General features: G+C 41.7%; 26 protein-coding genes. 14 read left to right on the forward strand and 12 right to left on the reverse strand.

What is annotated here, in order from left to right; genetic code table 11:
• Both MCUP_RS03360 and MCUP_RS03365 read right to left on the reverse strand, forming a co-directional pair.
• On the reverse strand, positions 1–198 hold the full coding sequence (locus MCUP_RS03360; RefSeq protein WP_013737255.1) for a hypothetical protein: 198 nt from the start codon (positions 196–198) through the stop codon (positions 1–3).
• 77 nt (positions 199–275) lie between these two features.
• Positions 276–812 carry a hypothetical protein gene (locus tag MCUP_RS03365; RefSeq protein WP_013737256.1) on the reverse strand — a complete coding sequence of 179 codons (537 nt, stop codon included), beginning with the start codon at positions 810–812 and terminating at the stop codon, positions 276–278.
• Between the two features lie 124 nt (positions 813–936).
• Here MCUP_RS03365 and MCUP_RS03370 point away from each other — a divergent pair, with 124 nt between their 5' ends.
• Together MCUP_RS03370 and MCUP_RS03375 are read left to right on the forward strand one after the other, a co-directional pair.
• On the forward strand, positions 937–1,650 hold the full coding sequence (locus tag MCUP_RS03370) for a purine-nucleoside phosphorylase (RefSeq protein ID WP_048057435.1): 714 nt from the start codon (positions 937–939) through the stop codon (positions 1,648–1,650).
• A 2-nt stretch (positions 1,651–1,652) separates the two neighbouring features.
• On the forward strand, positions 1,653–2,879 hold the full coding sequence (locus tag MCUP_RS03375; protein WP_013737258.1) for an HD domain-containing protein: 1,227 nt from the start codon (positions 1,653–1,655) through the stop codon (positions 2,877–2,879).
• A gap of 65 nt (positions 2,880–2,944) precedes the next feature.
• On the opposite strand, the gene mvaD is transcribed toward MCUP_RS03375, so the two are convergent.
• Positions 2,945–3,925, reverse strand: coding sequence for a diphosphomevalonate decarboxylase (gene mvaD / locus MCUP_RS03380; RefSeq protein ID WP_013737259.1), 981 nt, complete (start codon positions 3,923–3,925; stop codon positions 2,945–2,947).
• The gene (locus MCUP_RS03385) at positions 3,909–4,865 is read right to left on the reverse strand and encodes a phosphomevalonate kinase (protein WP_013737260.1); all 957 of its coding nucleotides are present in this window, start codon (positions 4,863–4,865) and stop codon (positions 3,909–3,911) included. Before MCUP_RS03385 ends, mvaD begins: the two co-directional genes overlap by 17 nt.
• A gap of 96 nt (positions 4,866–4,961) precedes the next feature.
• Here MCUP_RS03385 and MCUP_RS03390 point away from each other — a divergent pair, with 96 nt between their 5' ends.
• From MCUP_RS03390 to MCUP_RS03400, 3 genes are all read left to right on the forward strand, one after another.
• Positions 4,962–5,588 carry a hypothetical protein gene (locus MCUP_RS03390; protein WP_013737261.1) on the forward strand — a complete coding sequence of 209 codons (627 nt, stop codon included), beginning with the start codon at positions 4,962–4,964 and terminating at the stop codon, positions 5,586–5,588.
• A 246-nt stretch (positions 5,589–5,834) separates the two neighbouring features.
• The gene (sso10a, locus tag MCUP_RS03395) at positions 5,835–6,119 is read left to right on the forward strand and encodes an Sso10a family chromatin protein (RefSeq protein WP_013737262.1); all 285 of its coding nucleotides are present in this window, start codon (positions 5,835–5,837) and stop codon (positions 6,117–6,119) included.
• Positions 6,120–6,689, forward strand: a complete 570-nt coding sequence (locus tag MCUP_RS03400) for a hypothetical protein (protein ID WP_013737263.1) — start codon at positions 6,120–6,122, stop codon at positions 6,687–6,689. It begins immediately after the preceding gene.
• Here MCUP_RS03400 and MCUP_RS03405 read toward each other — a convergent pair.
• Both MCUP_RS03405 and MCUP_RS03410 read right to left on the reverse strand, forming a co-directional pair.
• Entirely contained in the window at positions 6,641–6,982 is a 342-nt protein-coding gene (locus tag MCUP_RS03405) for a hypothetical protein (RefSeq protein ID WP_013737264.1), read from the reverse strand. The two genes, MCUP_RS03400 and MCUP_RS03405, sit on opposite strands and share 49 nt — an antisense overlap.
• Positions 6,948–7,364, reverse strand: a complete 417-nt coding sequence (locus MCUP_RS03410) for a glycine cleavage system protein H (RefSeq protein WP_013737265.1) — start codon at positions 7,362–7,364, stop codon at positions 6,948–6,950. Before MCUP_RS03410 ends, MCUP_RS03405 begins: the two co-directional genes overlap by 35 nt.
• Positions 7,365–7,416: 52 nt before the next feature.
• Here MCUP_RS03410 and MCUP_RS03415 point away from each other — a divergent pair, with 52 nt between their 5' ends.
• Positions 7,417–7,908 (forward strand): HAD family hydrolase, encoded by a 492-nt coding sequence (locus MCUP_RS03415; RefSeq protein ID WP_013737266.1) that lies wholly within the window; start codon positions 7,417–7,419, stop codon positions 7,906–7,908.
• An 80-nt stretch (positions 7,909–7,988) separates the two neighbouring features.
• On the opposite strand, the gene MCUP_RS03420 is transcribed toward MCUP_RS03415, so the two are convergent.
• Positions 7,989–8,582 (reverse strand): 7-cyano-7-deazaguanine synthase, encoded by a 594-nt coding sequence (locus tag MCUP_RS03420; RefSeq protein WP_013737267.1) that lies wholly within the window; start codon positions 8,580–8,582, stop codon positions 7,989–7,991.
• Between the two features lie 208 nt (positions 8,583–8,790).
• Between MCUP_RS03420 and MCUP_RS03425 the strand changes: the two genes are divergently transcribed.
• Both MCUP_RS03425 and lrs14 (MCUP_RS03430) read left to right on the forward strand, forming a co-directional pair.
• Entirely contained in the window at positions 8,791–9,144 is a 354-nt protein-coding gene (locus MCUP_RS03425; protein ID WP_013737268.1) for a hypothetical protein, read from the forward strand.
• Positions 9,145–9,243: 99 nt separating this feature from the next.
• Entirely contained in the window at positions 9,244–9,630 is a 387-nt protein-coding gene (gene lrs14, locus MCUP_RS03430) for an Lrs14 family HTH-type transcriptional regulator (RefSeq protein WP_013737269.1), read from the forward strand.
• Here lrs14 (MCUP_RS03430) and MCUP_RS10065 read toward each other — a convergent pair.
• Complete coding sequence (locus tag MCUP_RS10065; protein ID WP_193363699.1) at positions 9,608–9,781, reverse strand: hypothetical protein; 174 nt, start codon at positions 9,779–9,781, stop codon at positions 9,608–9,610. The genes lrs14 (MCUP_RS03430) and MCUP_RS10065 overlap by 23 nt on opposite strands.
• Before the next feature lie 50 nt (positions 9,782–9,831).
• Between MCUP_RS10065 and MCUP_RS03435 the strand changes: the two genes are divergently transcribed.
• Entirely contained in the window at positions 9,832–10,092 is a 261-nt protein-coding gene (locus MCUP_RS03435; RefSeq protein WP_013737270.1) for a sulfurtransferase TusA family protein, read from the forward strand.
• Here the strand turns inward: MCUP_RS03435 and lrs14 (MCUP_RS03440) are convergent.
• From lrs14 (MCUP_RS03440) to MCUP_RS03450, 3 genes are all read right to left on the reverse strand, one after another.
• On the reverse strand, positions 10,078–10,413 hold the full coding sequence (lrs14, locus tag MCUP_RS03440) for an Lrs14 family HTH-type transcriptional regulator (protein WP_048057437.1): 336 nt from the start codon (positions 10,411–10,413) through the stop codon (positions 10,078–10,080). The genes MCUP_RS03435 and lrs14 (MCUP_RS03440) overlap by 15 nt on opposite strands.
• A gap of 68 nt (positions 10,414–10,481) precedes the next feature.
• Positions 10,482–10,898: a CoA-binding protein gene (locus MCUP_RS03445; RefSeq protein WP_048057712.1), complete on the reverse strand. Its 417-nt coding sequence runs from the start codon at positions 10,896–10,898 to the stop codon at positions 10,482–10,484.
• 161 nt (positions 10,899–11,059) lie between these two features.
• Entirely contained in the window at positions 11,060–11,596 is a 537-nt protein-coding gene (locus MCUP_RS03450) for a hypothetical protein (RefSeq protein WP_237698019.1), read from the reverse strand.
• Positions 11,597–11,786: 190 nt separating this feature from the next.
• Here MCUP_RS03450 and MCUP_RS03455 point away from each other — a divergent pair, with 190 nt between their 5' ends.
• The 5 genes from MCUP_RS03455 to MCUP_RS03475 are packed head-to-tail and all read left to right on the forward strand — an operon-like array spanning position 11,787 to position 16,597.
• Positions 11,787–12,821, forward strand: a complete 1,035-nt coding sequence (locus MCUP_RS03455; RefSeq protein WP_048057713.1) for a lipoate--protein ligase family protein — start codon at positions 11,787–11,789, stop codon at positions 12,819–12,821.
• Positions 12,818–13,717 (forward strand): radical SAM protein, encoded by a 900-nt coding sequence (locus tag MCUP_RS03460; RefSeq protein ID WP_013737275.1) that lies wholly within the window; start codon positions 12,818–12,820, stop codon positions 13,715–13,717. Before MCUP_RS03455 ends, MCUP_RS03460 begins: the two co-directional genes overlap by 4 nt.
• Positions 13,714–14,781 carry a radical SAM protein gene (locus tag MCUP_RS03465; RefSeq protein WP_013737276.1) on the forward strand — a complete coding sequence of 356 codons (1,068 nt, stop codon included), beginning with the start codon at positions 13,714–13,716 and terminating at the stop codon, positions 14,779–14,781. Before MCUP_RS03460 ends, MCUP_RS03465 begins: the two co-directional genes overlap by 4 nt.
• The gene (locus tag MCUP_RS03470; RefSeq protein WP_013737277.1) at positions 14,782–15,612 is read left to right on the forward strand and encodes a DUF8155 domain-containing protein; all 831 of its coding nucleotides are present in this window, start codon (positions 14,782–14,784) and stop codon (positions 15,610–15,612) included.
• Positions 15,569–16,597 (forward strand): histone deacetylase family protein, encoded by a 1,029-nt coding sequence (locus MCUP_RS03475; RefSeq protein WP_013737278.1) that lies wholly within the window; start codon positions 15,569–15,571, stop codon positions 16,595–16,597. The genes MCUP_RS03470 and MCUP_RS03475 overlap by 44 nt, the downstream gene beginning before the upstream one ends.
• On the opposite strand, the gene MCUP_RS03480 is transcribed toward MCUP_RS03475, so the two are convergent.
• A complete protein-coding gene (locus MCUP_RS03480; RefSeq protein WP_013737279.1) occupies positions 16,559–17,812 on the reverse strand; it encodes a helical membrane plugin domain-containing protein in 1,254 nt (417 codons plus the stop codon). The two genes, MCUP_RS03475 and MCUP_RS03480, sit on opposite strands and share 39 nt — an antisense overlap.
• Position 17,813: the final 1 nt, after the last annotated feature.

The following is a 17,813-nucleotide window of genomic DNA, read 5'->3' on the forward strand; positions in this document are numbered from 1 at the left end:
TTAACCTCCACTAGGTTTTATAGTTATAGTGCCGGTGTCCTCATCTAACTGAAGCATAAATTTTTTCCCAAACTTCTCTACCATCGATTTTGGGATGTACAGGTTTAGGGGCAAGGTATAATACTCATACTCGTACACTTTCCCTCTAACCTGCTTCTTCCCTACTAACCTTTTAGCCTCAACTTCTCTTTCTTTCATAAGATAATAGTAGCGGATGATTTTTTAAAACCATTGATTAGTTGTTTCTTTGACCATATGTCAGTGTAAAAGTTTCTTTAGAATAGTCTAAACGTATGTTTTAGTGTATAAAATATAAGTTCATTTTCAAACGATTTATCGTTTACCTTATAGGCATAGGCTTCAAAATTTCCATCTATAAATCTTATTTTTAGAAAATATATAAAATTATTATATGAAAACATTAAAAGGTAAACGCAATCGTTGTATTCACAGGACGGGCCTATGGATAGCCTTGCTCTCTCCTCATTCACTAAGGTAAACATGTTCTGAAGCGACCAATCAGCGACGTTTACTACCTCAAGCGAGTCTATTCTCATCTTATAAACCAGTCCTATTTGGGAAATCTGAAGACCCTCTTGTTCAAGTTTAGCGTCTTGTTTATCTATAGAGTTCAGGAAGTCCATTAGGTCTTCTTCCTTCATCGAAATAATTAGATCCTTCTCGTCCATGAAGAAATAAACTTCCTCGTTTATAGGTTCAGATATGTGAACCCTACCTATTTTTAACGCTTCAGGTTTCCCATTGAACTTTACGATATCGTTTTCCTTACTTATGCTGATCTTTTCACTCATCTAATCGAAATTATGATTTGTTGATTTTAAAGACCTGTTCTTCATATCACTGAGGCTTCTCAAGTTGGCGATTAACCTCCACAGTGAGATTAATTTTAAAGGTTTTACATTTACTCCTTGTCGAGTGAATCCGGTACATATACTATCAAAAAAAGGGGAAATTGCTGAAAACGTCTTGATAGTAGGCGACCCAGGGAGAGCTGAGCTATTATCTAATCTTTTGGACTCTCCAAAACTAGTTAACAAGAACCGAGGATTTCTAGTGTACACTGGAGAATTTAAGAGCTCTAAGGTATCCATTGCCACGCATGGGATAGGAGGTCCCTCGATTGCCATAGTCTTTGAAGAGCTCCTCATGTTAGGGGGCAAGACGTTCGTAAGGTTAGGTACGGCTGGAGCTTTAAGACCGGAGATAAAATTGGGGGAGTATATAATACCCTCAGGAGCTTCATATAATCCAGGTGGACTTTTCTTTCAATATACAGGAGATTTAACTTCAGTTTCAGCTGTCCCTGACTATGATTTAGCTTCAGCCCTCGTTAACGAGTTAGGGCGGGAAGGATACAAGTACACTGTAGGGAACGTTTTCAGTAGCGACGCGTTTTATGCTGAGGATGAAAACTTCGTCAAAAGATGGTCGTCTAGAGGGAACATAGGAGTGGAAATGGAATGTGCAACTCTCTTCTTCCTTAGCAAATTGAGGGGAGCTAAGTCAGCAGCTGTTCTGGTTGTTAGCGACAACTTGGCCTCTGGAGGGGAATGGATATCAAGGGAAGATCTTGAGAAGAGCGTTATCAATGCGGCAAAATCAATTTTAACCGTATTTTCGAAGTTGTAGGAATGAAGTTAATAAGAGATCCCATCCACGGTTACATTGAAGTACCTGACAAGATAGTACCTATCATTTCACATCCTTTCTTCCAGAGGCTTAGGCACATAAAACAGACAGCCTTGGCTTATATGGTTTATCCTGGGATGAATCATTCGCGCTTCGAACACAGTTTAGGTGCCATGCACTTGTCATTAGAGTTTCTGAAATACGTTAAGGGTAACTCCAACTTAGATCTAGATCAAGACACTATTGGTCTAATTGGAGTCACAGCACTACTTCACGATATCGGTCACATGCCTTTCTCACATACGTTCGAGAACGCCCTCTCAGTTGCCAGGGAGGTATATGGTCTTGATGTCCTAGATAAGGGTAAGAAAACTCACGTGTATCTGGGAATAAAGATCATTGAGGAGGTGTTAGGGTCCCTGATTGAAGGACGACTAAGATCCTCTGAGGATCCAGTGAAGTTTATTATCAACGTTCTAAGTGAAAATCCAAAGAACTCTTCAGAGAGGCTAGCTGCTCTGGTCATATCTAACTTTATCGATGCCGACAGAAGCGATTACCTTCTAAGGGACTCATACTACGCAGGTGTAGAGTACGGTCAGTTCGATATAGAGAGACTTAAAAGGTTCCTCTATTTTAATGATGGAAAGCTCGCTGTAATGGATAAGGCATTACCTGTAGTTGAGCAATTCCTTCTAGCTAGAATGTACATGTTCAAGAACGTTTATTTTCATAGCGTAGTAGGGTTATACAACGCGATATTGTCTCACTCAATCGCGCACTTGCTGATACGCGGCGAGATTAGGCTACCTGAAGAAGTGACAGATCTTCTAAACTTCGATGACAACTTAATTATCTCTAAACTTTCTAGCGTTAGACAAGAGCTTAGGAACGCAATACTTTATCGACAGGGTTTCAAGAGAATTAAGATAGAGCCTAATGAACAATGTCTGAAGGATTTAGAAGAGATGCGGGATGAAATTAACAGTGATATGAGATCTTCTAATGGACTGTTCCTCTATCACGAGTTCAATGATATACCGTATCAAGAGGAGAGAGAAGAAGCCGTTTATATACTCACACCTCATGGGGTTGATAAACTAAAGCGGATTTCCACTCTTATAGGTTCCCTGAGCGAAGTGAAGAGGGTAGTATTTGGATACCATCCTTCAGCAGAGACTTTAGGTAGAAAATATCTAGAAATTTTAAACTCCTGTAACAAAAATTAGTCTCGTAAACTTTTAGGGTAAAAACTCCAGGAAAGTGAAACTATCTAGACCCTAGTCATTCCCCTTTAGGTTTCTGATCGAACTAAAGAGGGCCCCTTTCCGATTTTGCTAACTATGACCTTAGCTCCTAGTCCTTCTAGGAAATTAACTACCTCTTGGACGTTCTCCTCTAGGACAAGTATGTGAGGATTTGGCCCAGCGTCGAAAGTGTAGGCAGCCTTTCCGAACTCATGAACCCAATCCATTACAACAAAGGACTTATCGTTTAGGTAACTCATTGAGGGCCAAGAATCTAGAATTATTGCGTGCATGCTGTTACTATGTCTCATAGTTAAGTGGAAAAACGAGTTCACGTCTCTGTCTCGTATGGCCTTTATTATATCATCAAAGGTCTCTTCGACAAATCGTAGTCTGCACTTGAGGAGAGACGAGCTGGCAACGCTACTCTCCATCCCTGACCTTGAGGACACCTTCTTCTTCTCCTCCTTGAAGATCCCTATTACGTCAACTAAGTTAGGCCAATGATCGGGGCCAAAAACTTGCTCACAAAAAGAGTCATCTCCTTCGTCTGATTCGCCCTTGTTCCATCTCACGAAGCCCCCAAACATGCTTCTACACGCGCTTCCAGAACCTACCCTAGCTATCTTAGAGAGCTCCTTGTCGTCCAGTCCAAGATTCAAAGCGGCGTTTGATGCAAAGGTTAAGGCAGCGATCCCTGCAGCCGAAGACGCTAATCCCGCGGAGCTAGGAAAGTTAGATGTGGACTCTATCCTAGCGAAAACTCTCTTGCCGTACAATTTCCTTATTATCTCTAGTACTCTACCCGCGTACTCCCTAGTCTCATAATCGCTAAGCCTTTCTCCATTGACGAAAATCTCATCATGATTAAGGTTCTCGTCAAAAGTTACTTTAGATCTAACCTGCAGAGACTCTAGAGTTATCGATAAGGAGTCATTCAAAGGTAAGTTCAATTGTTTGTTTCTCTTCCCCCAATACTTAACCACAGCTATGTTCGCAGGTGCAACAGCCTCAGCTTCTATTCTCAACTCGCACACCTTCGTCTTGTCTGACGTAAATCGTTTTAATCCCTATCCTTTGCCACGCCTGTTCCACTCTCTTTAAATCTTCGCCCATAGCCATAATGAGGTCTCCGCCTCCTGCCCCGGGCATTAAGGATATGAAAGCACCGTTCCTTTCCGCTAATTCAATAATCTTTCTGTCCTCCTCGTTTTCTATTTCTAAACCAACTACATCCTTGGCCAGCACGTTTAAGTACCTCCTTGCTAACTTTATATGAGGTATCGCGTTGTCTAGCATCCCCATTTCCAAGAGCTTGATTGCCATCTCATTATCGATCTCTATTTCTTTCATCAATTCCTTAAATCTGGGAACGTTTTCCATCTGATGAAATCTCCTTACCAAGTCTATTGTATTGGCGCTCCTTCCTGTGAAACCTAAGAGAATTTGATAGTCGTGCACTCTAAGAGGCTTCACCGTTGAGTCAACTTTCTCAACGTCCTTGAACCTTCTGTAGACCACACTACCAAAGGTCGCTGCCGCAATATCAAAGCCGCTCCCTATTCCCTTTTGTCTTAGGTAGTTAGCCTTTTGAGAAAGCCTATATATCTCGTTGAGGTCAAACTCTCCCGTTAACACTCTCATCAAGCATGCAGTTAACGCTACAGTTGCAGCTGACGAGCTACCTAGACCAGTCTTCTTGCCATCGATCTGGAATCCCTCATCGTTCACTAGGTGTATCCTACCCTTGATTATAGGAAACCTCTCCCTGATGACTTTAAGTACGCTATCTATCAATTCATTCTCTCCCTCTTTAAAAATACCATAGCTTGTTATGAACTCCAGTCTATCCGACCTTTCATGTTTACATCTAACTCGCTTATTGATAGCGATGACGTGAGAGATTCCTCCAAACACGACGGAGTAACTTCCTATCCAGAGTATCTTACCTGGAGCACTGACCTCCATTTCCTCAGATTCAACCCTGCTTAAAGTTAAACGATATTTCCTTTATATCGTTGTTTCAGCTAAACTATTTATTGGCCGTCTCCCTTAATAGCGATAATGGAGTTCCTCGATAAGAAACATAGAACCGTATTGATGGCTATTGCTAAAGAGGGCTTTCAAGGAGTGGAGATGGAAAGGCTTATCGCCTCTCTCTCCCCGATTTTAACTAAGGACGCGATAATTAAGGTTATCGAAGATCTGTACTTTTCTCAATATGTGCTCTTGCTTCGTGATAGTAACGAGATAAGATATATCGCAAGCAAAGCGGTCAGGAACGCTATGATTTCATTTGAATTTCAGAGATATAAGCTAACAAAATTTTTAGAAACGCTAAAATCTATGGGTAATTCACAAGTGAACCAAGAAAGTAAACAGAAGGCAGAGGAAGTAATTAAGGTAATTAAAGAAGGCCTGGTGATCATTTCTAAAGGATATCTTCAACTCCTTTCCGAGGTTCCCGAGCTCACCGTTCCGGAGTACAGTGAGCTTCTCGAACTATTAACTAAAGAACTGTTCGGCAAGTTAATTCAACTTATAGATAATGAGACGAGCAAGGAGGATTTAGATAAACTGATGGAATTGATTGCTAAGTATAGGGGGGAGAAGGACGCCGAAACGATGAGAAATCTGATGGCGCTTAGCTCAAGGCAATCTACGGCCCATCCTTCTCAAGTCAAACCTTAATGGAACCTTTAAAACAGAAGTTGTTTTATAATTGTAAAAATTGCTTACTAAATTGAACTCATCTCTTTTTGAAAAACCTCATTAAATCAAATCCATAACAATCTTTCCAGTCCTAGTTCCAACCTATGGTGCCTATATAAACGTATTCATTAAACTTTCTTTCACCAGTCGGAGCGATATTACCTCATTTATATTTAAAGCGTCTTCAATAAAAATGCTTAAAAAGGATAATACTATATATCACATGTGAAGAGTAGGAGAACGTCTATTGAGATTGTAGCGGACATATTGGAGGTAGTGAGTTCAGGTTCAGGAAGCAAATCTTCGGTAATGAAGAACGCTAATCTAAGCGAAGGGCTTGCAGGTAAATACTTAGACATACTCAGATCTAAAGGGCTAATAGATTATGTAGAGGGATCGTACAAGCTGACAGAAAAAGGAAGACAGATGTTGGCTAACTTTAGGGAAATAAGGAAACTAGAGTTAAGGCTAAATGAACTCTTAAATTCAACTATATCTCAACTTTCTTAAATGCAATTTAGCTTTATCCAACCTGCCTTCGCGTTTTCGCTGCTAATCCTTTTAGAGTTAGTTATGGCTTATTACGGTTTGCAGAGGCTTGTAGGAAAATTAGATAGTTTTGCGAGTAAAATAGAAGACATGTATCTTATTCTAATTTTCAAGCAAGTCGTTACATTTTTCTCAAACAACGACGTGGTTGAGCAGAGTTTGTTTGGATCTCTAGCTGGGATGAGCGATAAGGAGTTACTGGGATATCTAAGATCTAAATTAGGGGAGATGAAGCAACAGATTCGAGGCATAGGGGAGGGTATTGAGAGGTTTGAGAACGTTAAAAGGAACCTCTCTAGAATATCTTCTCTATATAGCCAAATTAAGATTTTTATAGTATTTATTTTAGCTAATCTAGCACTAGTGATTTTCCTTCCGAATCAGGCTCAATTAGTTGATTTAGGATTAGTCTATGGTGTGGAGTTAGTAGCGTTGTACTACACTTTCTTATCGATAGTCCTTTACTACAAGCTAGGAAAGGACTATTCTGACGTCTTAAAATCCATTGATAGCCTCGATACCTCCAAGTAAGCTAGCAAGTCTAGTATTTTCCTCATATATGTTTTAACAAAATAAAATATCTTGTAGTCTCTAAAGACTTTTTCGTCTTGATATAGTAGTTGAATGTAGTTGTCCGGGTCATATCTCCTTATAGTTAGAGTGTTCCCATCTATAGTAAGGTGTGATGGGCATTCTCTCTTTGACACTATTAGTATCTCATCGTTCTTAATACCGGCCAGCATGACATCCCATTTTCCCACGGCGTCCACTGCCTGCAGCACTATATCCTTATCGTTTAACAATCCTACCTGCCTCCCTTTCAAACAGTTGTATCACTTCGCTCAAAGGTTTGAACGCGTTCCTATCTATACTGTCTACCTTAATCTTTACGATCCAGTTCTTGTAAGGATCTTCATTGAGAAGGCCAGAGTTATCAATTACCTCCTTGTTTACCTCTATCACTTCTCCTGTAATAGGGAATCTGAACTTCCCTACCCATTTAGCGCTCTCTATCGTAAAGACAGGGGTTCTAGAAGTGATCTTATCGCCTACGTTCTTAGTGGAAACCTGGAATATCTTTCCGGTCATATATTGTCCCAAATCGGTTATTCCTAAAGTGGCTAGATTCCCGTCTAGTTTTAGCCAAACGTGTTTCTCAGGATCGTATAGAAGTTCCTCAGGAAACGAGAAGCCGTTTATTTCCATGAATTATTAAAGGTTATCAATACTTATAAATCTTAATTTATGAAAAAAGTCTATGGAATTTGGGATATGGCTTGACGGAGTTATTTTAAACCAGGACATCACCGATACGCTCTCCTCTATCTATAAGGGGATTCAAGCGAAGGTGGAACCGAGCACAGAGATCAATCCTGACTGGTCCGATTTCTATAAGAAAATAAGGGATAGGGGTAAACTGTTTATCCTCTCTCCTTTCTCTAAAGAGATAACACAAGGTGTGTTAAACTCTTTAGGAATAAACGAGAGCTTCGTATACAATAATGGGAGGACAAAGCCCTCAAAGGAACCAACAGAGAGGCTTGTGAACGAGTTTAAAATCGATCCGTTAAGGCTGGTGATCATAGGCTCCTCACCGTTAGATCTGCTCTCGGCTAGGTTCTTCGACTCCAGGATTAAGGTTGCGTGTGTCGTGAGGAGAAGGGATTGCAGTAGATATAGTCCTTTCGTTATGGCCAAGAACCTTCACATGTTGTTTGAGTCTCTAAATAGGTTGGGCCTATTGGACTGAACGCTATTCTGATCCAGCGTTCACTTAAAATGCGGATGTAGATCTGAATAATCTGGTCTCTGATGTGCGAAATAAAGGTCTCACATGTAAACCGTTTCATCTTTTACTCCAGCGTTAATGAAAGCTTGTTTTCTAGCCTCACATTGGGAGCATTTTCCGCAGTGGCATCTGTGGCCTAAAATGCAAGAGTATGTGTTAGCAGGGTTCATCCCATGGTTCATCCCTATTTTCAACACCTGAGCCTTAGGCAGGCCTATAAAAGGGAACACTAACTTCACATTGAGTGTCTCCGCTAAGGAGGAGAGCAAGCTTAGTACCTTAGGCTTGTTCGGCTCATATTTGCACTCCTCACTCACTATGAAGACGTAAACGTCAGAATAACCCCTCTCAGAGGCGTAGACTAACACAATAGGAATAATTGCGGCGTTTCGATGGAGTATAGGCTCGTGGGGTATCAGAGTTTTATCTCGATTGAAAGCCTCTCCAATCCCTCTCGCATCTAAAACTATCAATTTTTTCTCTAATTTATTACAATTTATTTCCGCATATTTCCGTTGTTGCCTATATGATCTCTGTCCATAGTTTATTATCATGCAATCGTAATCGATATCCTTATATCTGAACATACCTGACGTTGAATCTAATCCACCAGAAACGAGGAAGAGTGACTTCATCCTTAAGGTCAGTTTAAACTTGACTCAGAAATTAATAACGGTCTGTCAAATAGGTTCACTTTTAAGTTAAATCCTACACTTTTTACAAAGTAAACCCTCTTAAGGGGATCTACCCATGTCGTCGTTATTAGGCTTTGAACTCCTGAAGTTTTTTACGTCGTGTGGTCTTTCATACTATTTTAAATAACATTAAACGAAAATATCTTTAATGGAAAGTAAGGAGAACGAGGCTAAAAAATTAGCAGCCACTTACGCCAGATGGCTGCGTAACCCGGAGGAGGCTTTATTCGGTAAGTCAGGTAAGGGGGTGGTGATGCTGATGTATAACTCGGTAAAAAGCGCTAAGAGCAAAGAAGAACTACTTCAGATTTTAGACCTCTCTAAATACGAATTGAGTAAACAGACTTTCAATGATTTAACCAGGTTCATAAACGAACTGAGAAATAAAATCTCACAGATGCCTGATCAGGACGCCTTAAACTTTACAGTTGAAGTAATGAGATACTTCCAGATATCTCTATTCACAAAGATGGATGACATGAAGAGGGGTTTGTGGGCGTAACGTGATTTAACTAAGTCTTGCAATTATTAGGAGATACATTTTTGCTAAAAAAAGCAAAGATTTATATATACGTTTTTACCATTTATTATGTGAGTAAGAATGGAAGTCCAAAAATTAAAAGCAAGGCTACCCTCGGGGAGGGAAGTAGGCCTAGTTGAGGCCTTAAGTTTCTGTTATGACATCTCAGACACTGATTTTCAGATACTCAAAGCCCTCATAAACTTAGGGCCTAAAACCGAAGACGATCTGGCTTCAGTTCTAAAGTTGAGCAAGGCGTCTATAAATAGATCTGTCAACAAGTTAATATCAATAGGATTCGTGGAGAGAGTAAAAGATCAAGGGTCAAAGGGAGGAAGGCCTAGGTACATATACAAGGCCGTAGAAGCTGATTTCCTTGCGGAAAAAATGTCAAAAGATTTCGAATATTGCGCAAAGTTGTTTAGTGGTTTAACCCCCGGAGAACTTAAGAGTTTTCAGAAGACTTAGGGCAGTTGAACCTGAACCTATCTGGTTCTCTCATGAAAGCTAATTGACATATTTCTGTATCAAAGTAATAGACCATGTTATCTAACTTCTGTTGATAAGGCGTACACTCAGCCTCAAATAGCCTGTTGCAAACGGGGCAGATAACTTTCATGTGCCTCTATAAAGGAGAAGACTTTTTAGCTTTTTGGACATCATTAGCTCATGGAGGAGTTAAATCTTCTAGATCTTGAGTGCCCTGAACCTTTCATGAGAGTAGCTGCGAAGCTTATGAAGATGAAGGAGGGCAAACTGAAAGTAACTTTCAGAGATCCAAAGTGCGATGAGATGATTATGGAGGCAGTGAAACTTATGGACTGCAAAGTGTTGGAGCACTCCTCCAATAACGGTACGTTCACCCTAGTTCTAGAAAAGAGTAACGCGCCTGGAAATGAAAACAAAGTTCAAGAGTTAGGCGGTTGCTGATAATATCCTCTCTGCACACTTTCTTAGGTCTGTCTTGACTCTCTCTTGGAAGCTATCTGAAACTACATAAAGGAACTTAGGCCTTCCTATTTTCTTTCCATCTATTTTTATTCTATCTACTAGACCTAGCTCAATAAGCTTCTTCATGCTGTTCTCTACAGTGGTTTTACTTAAGTTCATGATTTTACCTAGCTCAACGGATGTTTTTGGTTCTCTCAGTTCGATGAGCTTAAAGAGGCACTCCACATCCGTGTCAGTGATCTTATAACAACATCTTATGCTCTCTTTCTTATCTTTCAGTGTATCAAAAGTTTCCATCATAAATATTTATAAAGTATCGCCGTTAAAAACTTTTTCTATTTTTATGGTTCATAAAGGTACTTCGACTTCTATCCTCCGAAAAGCTTCACGTACTCTTTATACATACATTTGTCTTGGATGACTATAATCCCATCCTTTCTGGCCCTCTCTGCTGAGCTGTCATCTCTAATCCCTTCTTGTAACCACATTACCTTGACGTCTCCCCTTTCTCTCTTCCTTTTAATAACCTCGTCAGTTATTTTAGGGACGTCTTTGGAGGGTCTAAACACCTGAACTACGTCAACCTCATCCTGTATGTCATTTAATGTTTGATAGGATCTCCTACCTAAGATTTCCATCACAGTGGGGTTAACCGGATAAACAGTGTAACCGTGTTCTAGGAGGAACTTAGGTACTCTATGAGAAGGTTTATCAGGATCCTTAGAGAATCCTATGGTGGCAATCCTCTTGAAATTGGTTAGAACATATCTTATTTCCTCCTCCATGTTTGATAGAGCGTCTTTAACAAAATAAAAGTTAGTTTTTATAATCCAACGCCTGGCGGCCTTTCTAGACATTACCCCTAATTATCTCTTAGTCTTATTTCATTCACTAGATCAATTAAAACATTCTCAACTTAATTAACTCATGATGGATCCTCAGGCTTTCACTTTAGATCAAGGGAAAAGTAATATCCAAAATATCCAATAGTAATAGACGCAACTATTACATCTAAAGTCCTATCTAAGTTTCCTGGAGCTCTCAAATTTAACATCCCTACTCCAATTATGGAAAGTGCAGAAATCGTCGCGAACCATAATATCAATCCAGTCCCAAGCAATATGGAACCAGTGTCCATGGCAATTATTATTGTGATAACCTTAGACGGGGTTATGCTAAACATCCCTTGAATCAGACCGGTCCCCTTAGGTTCCAACTCTATATCGAGCTTAAGTATAGCAGAGACTAAAAGGATGGTGCCCAACCCTATCCCTATACCATATGAAACTAACTCTATCGCCGGCTTTAGATAAGTAAAGTAGATGAGCAAAAGAGAAATAGGGATCGCGACAATAACGAAACCTATCGAGTGGGATAAACCCAAATAGGCTAACCTTCTCATCCCTCTTATCATCCTTGTAGCAGATATGTGATCCGGTTCAAGGCCGTGCGCGACTGCTATTGTTGTGACAGTCAAGAACAAACCGAGAGCACCGATCATGGTCTAGCATATTCCCAGTTTAAATAAATTAATTGTTGACACTTCTTTAATGGCTCTTTGCCACCTTTATTTCACTTTCATCAGGACAAAAATATTAGTTTCTGTAAAAAGATTTTTATGATAAGTTTTTGTGGAAAATCTTTATATATAAAAAATCAATTTAACTATGGCGATGACTGACTTCAGGTTCATTATAGAGAGAGGTCCTCAGTACAGGATTCTGGCAGGCGAGGAAGCTCTCTTGGATTCTGTCTCTGAAGGCGCAGATCCTATGCTGAGGTTCGTTATTTTCGACCCTCAAGCTATATTGTTAGGTTATCATCAGTCCGCAGAACAGGAAATAAACCTAGAAAGGGCTAAGCTTAAGGGTTGGCATATAGGAAGGAGGCCAACAGGTGGAGGTACGATAATGATGGGCCCAGGTCAATTAGGCTGGGAGATATACGCGGATTCTTCAATGTTGGGTGGGTCGCCAGAATCTGCTATGAGGAAGTCGGCTGACGCAGTCATATCCACGCTAAGCAAATATGGGGTGAGCGCTAACTTCAGGCCTAAGAACGACGTTGAGGTGCAAGGTAGGAAGATATCCGGGCTTGGAGCCTTTTCTGTTGGCAAACACATTTCCGTCACCGGAACTATATTAGTTGACTTTGATGTGGAGGAGATGATAGAAACGTTGAAGCTAAGTACAGAAAAGATGAAGGATAAGGTTTCAAAGGCCTTCAAAGATAGACTAACTTGGTTAGGTCGTGAGTTGGGCGAACAGGTAGATATGGAGGACGTTATAGCTAAGGCTAAGGAAGCTTTTCAACAATCTCTAGGGGTGGAACTGGAAGAAGGGTACTATACCGAGAAGGAAAAGGAAAGCATTAGCGAACTTGAGCTGAAGTATAAGTCTCACGAGTGGGTCTTCGGTCTGAGGAAATCTCTCGAAGGGGAGAACGTAAGGCGAGGAGAGATCAAATTACCGGGCGGACTGTTTAGAGCTGAAGTTAAGATGGCTGGAAAGGGATTGATAGAGTCCGTCCTAATAACAGGAGACTTCTTCGTGGAGCCTAGGAGGAGCATTTACGATCTTGAGGCTAGATTGAAATGGACTAGGGTTGAAGACGTTAGGAGCGAGATGTTAGACTGGTTTAAGGGAGTCAAGATCATAGGAGTGGACCAGGACAAATTGATCGAATTCATAGAGGGGTTAGTGAGATGAAACCAATATTCTTTTACGCTCCCTCCCTTAAAAAGTACGAAACGGATTACATTAGCTCTGAAGAGGGTTGGAAGCCCATATCTGTTACTGGGACTTCTTGTGCGTTTAGTTGTAAGCATTGCGAAACGAGGGTTCTGGAAGGGATGGAAGACGGCTCCACTAAGGAAAAGTTTCAGAGCGTAATGGAGAAAGTAAGCAAATCCGGCCAAAAGGGAGTTATATTGTCTGGTGGATCCTCGTTTAGAGGAGACGTCCCTGTGTGGAAGTACTCTGACGTATTGAGGAGTTTCCAAAATTTAACGATTATAGCTCACACTGGCGTAGTTAAGTCTAGAGAGGTGGCTAAGAAGTTTAAAGACGCTGGGGTCAAGATAGCCCTATTAGATATGGTAGGAGATCAAGATACGATAGACCAGGTTTTGGGTCAACCTTTCACCGTTGACGATTACCTCAATTCGTTCAGGTATCTTAAGGCAGAGGGAATTAAGATCGCCCCTCATGTCATAGTGGGGCTTAGTAAGAGAGGTTTAGACGGAGACTTACATGCGCTTGAATTGCTCAAAGATGTAAACCCTGACGCTGTTATTATTGTAGGACTGATGCCTCTAGTTGGAACCCCATATAAGAACGTGAGGGAACCTTCCCCCGAGGAGTTAGGTGAGGTTCTCTCTAGAGCTAGGAAACTCTTCTCCTCTCCTGTCATGCTAGGGTGTGCTAGGCCTAGAGGGAAGGCCTACCTGGAAGTGGAGAAGATGGCTGTTGACTCGGGGATTGACGGAATGGCTTTCCCATCCCAAGAGACAATAGAGTACGCCTTCGGAAGGAGAGAAGTTATACTGAGCCACGCATGTTGTGGGAACGTTATTCATGACTTCTTATTACGGGTGTCCGCATGACTCTAAGATTAGGTGAGGTAAAACCAATAAGCAGCCCCGATTGGGTAAGGCTAAGTTTCGGGGCAGATATGGTTTTAGGTTTTTCTCCAGGGAAGTTCCTACGTGGAGCCCTAAATACAACTATAAACCTACTCCAATACTATCCTGACGGATGCAAGGCAAATTGTATATATTGTGGTCAAGCCAGGGAGGTTAGTCAAGGACCAGATTGTAAGACGCTTATAAGGGTTGAGTGGCCAATTCGTCCTCTAAACCAGGTACTAGAGAGGATTAAAGAGAGGCAGGGGGATCCAGATCTAGGCCTTCAGAGAATATGTGTAGGCCAATTGGCTCATCCTAGAGCGTCGCCTGATTCGATAGAGATCACTAAGCGTATAAGAGAGCATGGCATAGAGCTTCAGATATCAGAGCTAGTTACTGCTACCTACACTTCCAGAGACGATATGATCAAAATGAAGGAAGCTGGAGCTAACATGATAGACGTGGCGATAGATGCTGCCAGTAAGAGAGTGTTTGATTCTGTTAGAGGGAAGCCCGTGAGGAGTATGCACAGCTGGGAGAGATATTTGAAGGGAATAGATGACGCTGTGGAAGTGTTCGGGAAGATGAACGCTGGGATTCACCTAATTATCGGACTGGGAGAAACAGAGAAGGAGGCTGTGAATCTTATGCTCTACGCTCACTCCAGAGGCGCGAAGATAAGTCTATTCGCCTTCTATCCGGAGGAAATGACGCCTATGGAGAACCGAAAACCAGTTCCAGTTCACGTTTATAGAAGAATGCAGCTGGCTAGGTGGCTTATCGAAAACGATCTGGCAAAGGCTGAGGACTTCATCTTTAACGAAAAGGAACAACTAGTGGACATAAACCTTAGTTCAGATTTGACCTTCAGGGAACTGTCTGGAGCCTTTTTAACTAGTGGATGCCCTGGCTGTAATAGACCTTACTCTAATGAGAGGCCCGGAGATAGGTTGAGAAATATACCTTGGTATCCATCAGAGAAGCAGACACTGAACGCGCTTAAGGCATCCAAGCTACCCTCCGTAAAGAGGTTCTTAGAGTAAATGAAGTTTAAGAACGGAACTATATTTAGTTTTTTTACAAGCGGCTTTCCATCTCACGTTAGAGGGAAAGCCATAGACGTTGGTTACTATTGTAACGACGAATTCGTATCTCCTTTAAACGGTATAATACTCTCTATCGAGAAATTTAACGTGGGCAGACCTAACAGGTTCTCTCTGACGAATTACGATTTTCTCATTTTGGCGAAGACAGGGAACACCTTAGTTAAGATACTTCACGTTGAGCCCTATTTTGAAAAGGGGGAGGAGTTCAAAGTTGGGGACGTACTGGGTAAAACGATTTCGTCTCCTTACACAGGAGGCGACTTCAGTCACGCTCACATTGAAGGTCTCAGGTTCTCCTTTCCTAAGGTTACTAAAAGAGAGGAGAGGGCAATAGGTAAGGTCACGGCTCTGAACGAAAATTACGTTGACGTAACGCTGTTGACGTTTGCGGAGGCTGGAGGTTGGAGAGGATTAGGATGTTGTGGAGGCCTCCTGAACGGTAGTCTACCTTACGCGGGCTACGGAGGAATAATAGGTGTAGAGCTGTCCAAGGGAGTCTCCTTGATGGGGAGGGAGTATCATGTTCATGGGAGACGCAGGAACTTAACTGTATTTGAAAAAGAGAGAGGGCTTATAAGAGATTGGGAATACGGTCCGGCCTTTAAGGTCATGAAAAACGAGCCCATAGATGGTTTCCCTCTCTTGGAGAGCGTCCTAAGTTACCACGATAGACCGATTGTGAGACTTTTCGGAAGGTTTAGTTTAAAGGAGGGGGAGGAAGTCGATGTCTGGTCGCTTATTAGGGATAGTTTGGAGCGAAAGGTTTAGGGAGATATCCTTCTCTCACCCTATGATAAGAGACGTATCGAAGCAAAGGATTTCAAAATTTAAGGAAATGGTATCGAAGATTGAGGACGTCATCTTCATATCGCCCGAACCATCATCCTACAACGATCTTTTGGAAGTTCATGAAGAATCTCTCTTAAATAAGATAAAGGAAGTGAGCTCCCTCGATCACATTGGTTTCCTAGACTCCGGTGACACGGTTCACTATCCTGGTATGTTCGATGACGTGCTTCTGGTTTCAGGTTCCACTTTGACAGCAATATCCATGTCTAAGTTCCTCGAATATGTATACATCCCTCTCGGAGGTTTTCATCACGCTACAAGATCCAAATCAATGGGCTTCTGTCCTATAAATGACGTTAACTTAGGCTTATCAAGGCTGTTAAAAAGAGGGGAGAAGGTAGCTCTGGTTGATGTAGATGCCCATCACGGAAACGGTATAGAAGAGATGTTTTACAGCAGGTTCGTTCTCAAGATAAACGTATTTGCTTATGACGGGAGCTTCTTCCCAGGAACGGGTGACCCAAGCAGGCGTGGTGAAGGAGAGGGAAGTTGGTGCAACTATAACGTGGGCATGCCATTAGGGGCTGGAGACGATTCGTTTGAGGAAGCGCTCAGACTACTTAAGCTAGTTGAGGACTTCAAACCAACATACTTGATTGTAGTAGCAGGGGTAGATGGACATAAAGACGATGGATTAAGATCGCTCTCTCTTACCTCGAGGTCATACAACTCTCTAGGAATAAAAATAGGTAATTTAGCTAGGAGAATTGGGGCGAAGGTAATCTCGTATGGTGGAGGGGGATATGGTCCAGGATCGGCTCTATCAATGTTCTCCTTCGTGCAGGGTCTTAGAGAAGTAAAGGTGGAGGAGGAGGTAAAAACCGAAGATGAGGAGAAAAGAAAATATGTTAAAAAGCTGGTTGACTCATTCTTTGAAAGCTTTACCTGTGGCCTTAAGCAGTGACACCATAACACCTAGCGCCATCTTAGAATCTGGATCTCTTGTTAATCCAGTCAACCCTGTCAATCCAACAGGCTTAACGTTAGGTAACTCGTTGGCCCATATCTTTATTGCCTTCGTCATCTTCTCCATTACACTCACCATCGTATCCACTAGTTGAGGATCTGCCATCACGTCCATGAGCTTGTACATCCTGTCCATTACACCAGTTCTCTGGAGTTCCGCGAACTTCATAAGAAGGTTTATCATAGAGTCCATGTCCATCTGTGCCAAAGCCTTGACTGTCCTCTCATCAGTTAACTTCTTCAACATGGGCATGGAAGCCTCAAGGGCTCCAAGCATGCCTTCCACATCTAACTGTTGAATTAACTTGATCGCCCTATCGCTGGTCATCTTCTCCATTAGAGGCATGAGCGAGTTCATAGCGTTCAAAAGACCATCTATGTTAACCTTCTGGAGAACACTGAGGGTCTCCTCGCTGGTCATCTTCTCAATGAGTGGCCATAGAGCTTGCACCTTCCCTATCTGATCCATCCCGAAGGCTATTAGCGTGTTAACTAGGTCTGACTTCTGAATAGTATCGAGAAGCAAAAGACCTTGTTGCATTAAATTAATCAGGTTATCCATCTGTCCGGACTTCTGCATATCAGTCATAATGTTAGCCAACTTTGTGAGAGAAGGTGTCATTATTTCGGCCGCAGAGAGTAAGGCTTCAATGTCTAAACTCTGTAAAACCTTTAACGTCTTTTCGCTAGTTAGTTTATTAAGTATAGGAGTAAGGGAGGAAACATACTCTAGAAGAGAATCGTAGTCTATGTTTTCGAGGGTCTTTAACGCCTTTTCACTGGTTAATTTATTTAGTATCGGTGTAAGTTTTTCGAGGGCTGTTAACGTCGAATCGATGTCTAGTTGCTCTATTATCTTGATCGCCCTATCGCTGGTCATCTTCTCAATGAGTGGCCATAGAGCTTGCACCTTCCCTATCTGATCCATCCCGAAGGAAACTAGAGTGTTCATTAGGTCGGCCTTCTGTATGGCGTCAGCTATACTCACAGCCTGGCTCAGCATATCTAACATGAAGTCTAGCTCTCCCTTCTTGTCCATTTCATTTAGCTTATCCGTTATCTTCTCTATCGTGGGTAACACATCTATAAGTCTAGTAACTTTTTGTAAATTTTCCTCCTTGAGTAAAGTTTCTAACGGGTCTTGTTGAGTCATA

Origin of the sequence: Metallosphaera cuprina Ar-4 (genome assembly GCF_000204925.1) — an archaeon.
In the GTDB taxonomy this organism is placed as follows: domain Archaea; phylum Thermoproteota; class Thermoprotei_A; order Sulfolobales; family Sulfolobaceae; genus Metallosphaera; species Metallosphaera cuprina.

Bases quoted from the DNA above. Each gene is read 5' to 3' on its own strand.
- MCUP_RS03360 (WP_013737255.1), bottom strand. From the start codon at position 198: ATGAAAGAAAGAGAAGTTGAGGCTAAAAGGTTAGTAGGGAAGAAGCAG.
- MCUP_RS03365 (WP_013737256.1), bottom strand. From the start codon at position 812: ATGAGTGAAAAGATCAGCATAAGTAAGGAAAACGATATCGTAAAGTTC.
- MCUP_RS03375 (WP_013737258.1), top strand. From the start codon at position 1,653: ATGAAGTTAATAAGAGATCCCATCCACGGTTACATTGAAGTACCTGAC.
- MCUP_RS03385 (WP_013737260.1), bottom strand. From the start codon at position 4,865: ATGGAGGTCAGTGCTCCAGGTAAGATACTCTGGATAGGAAGTTACTCC.
- MCUP_RS03390 (WP_013737261.1), top strand. From the start codon at position 4,962: ATGGAGTTCCTCGATAAGAAACATAGAACCGTATTGATGGCTATTGCT.
- MCUP_RS03400 (WP_013737263.1), top strand. From the start codon at position 6,120: ATGCAATTTAGCTTTATCCAACCTGCCTTCGCGTTTTCGCTGCTAATC.
- MCUP_RS03410 (WP_013737265.1), bottom strand. From the start codon at position 7,364: ATGGAAATAAACGGCTTCTCGTTTCCTGAGGAACTTCTATACGATCCT.
- MCUP_RS03415 (WP_013737266.1), top strand. From the start codon at position 7,417: ATGGAATTTGGGATATGGCTTGACGGAGTTATTTTAAACCAGGACATC.
- MCUP_RS03420 (WP_013737267.1), bottom strand. From the start codon at position 8,582: ATGAAGTCACTCTTCCTCGTTTCTGGTGGATTAGATTCAACGTCAGGT.
- MCUP_RS03425 (WP_013737268.1), top strand. From the start codon at position 8,791: ATGGAAAGTAAGGAGAACGAGGCTAAAAAATTAGCAGCCACTTACGCC.
- lrs14 (WP_013737269.1), top strand. From the start codon at position 9,244: ATGGAAGTCCAAAAATTAAAAGCAAGGCTACCCTCGGGGAGGGAAGTA.
- MCUP_RS10065 (WP_193363699.1), bottom strand. From the start codon at position 9,781: ATGAAAGTTATCTGCCCCGTTTGCAACAGGCTATTTGAGGCTGAGTGT.
- MCUP_RS03435 (WP_013737270.1), top strand. From the start codon at position 9,832: ATGGAGGAGTTAAATCTTCTAGATCTTGAGTGCCCTGAACCTTTCATG.
- lrs14 (WP_048057437.1), bottom strand. From the start codon at position 10,413: ATGATGGAAACTTTTGATACACTGAAAGATAAGAAAGAGAGCATAAGA.
- MCUP_RS03445 (WP_048057712.1), bottom strand. From the start codon at position 10,898: ATGGAGGAGGAAATAAGATATGTTCTAACCAATTTCAAGAGGATTGCC.
- MCUP_RS03455 (WP_048057713.1), top strand. From the start codon at position 11,787: ATGACTGACTTCAGGTTCATTATAGAGAGAGGTCCTCAGTACAGGATT.
- MCUP_RS03460 (WP_013737275.1), top strand. From the start codon at position 12,818: ATGAAACCAATATTCTTTTACGCTCCCTCCCTTAAAAAGTACGAAACG.
- MCUP_RS03465 (WP_013737276.1), top strand. From the start codon at position 13,714: ATGACTCTAAGATTAGGTGAGGTAAAACCAATAAGCAGCCCCGATTGG.
- MCUP_RS03470 (WP_013737277.1), top strand. From the start codon at position 14,782: ATGAAGTTTAAGAACGGAACTATATTTAGTTTTTTTACAAGCGGCTTT.
- MCUP_RS03475 (WP_013737278.1), top strand. From the start codon at position 15,569: ATGTCTGGTCGCTTATTAGGGATAGTTTGGAGCGAAAGGTTTAGGGAG.
- MCUP_RS03480 (WP_013737279.1), bottom strand. From the start codon at position 17,812: ATGACTCAACAAGACCCGTTAGAAACTTTACTCAAGGAGGAAAATTTA.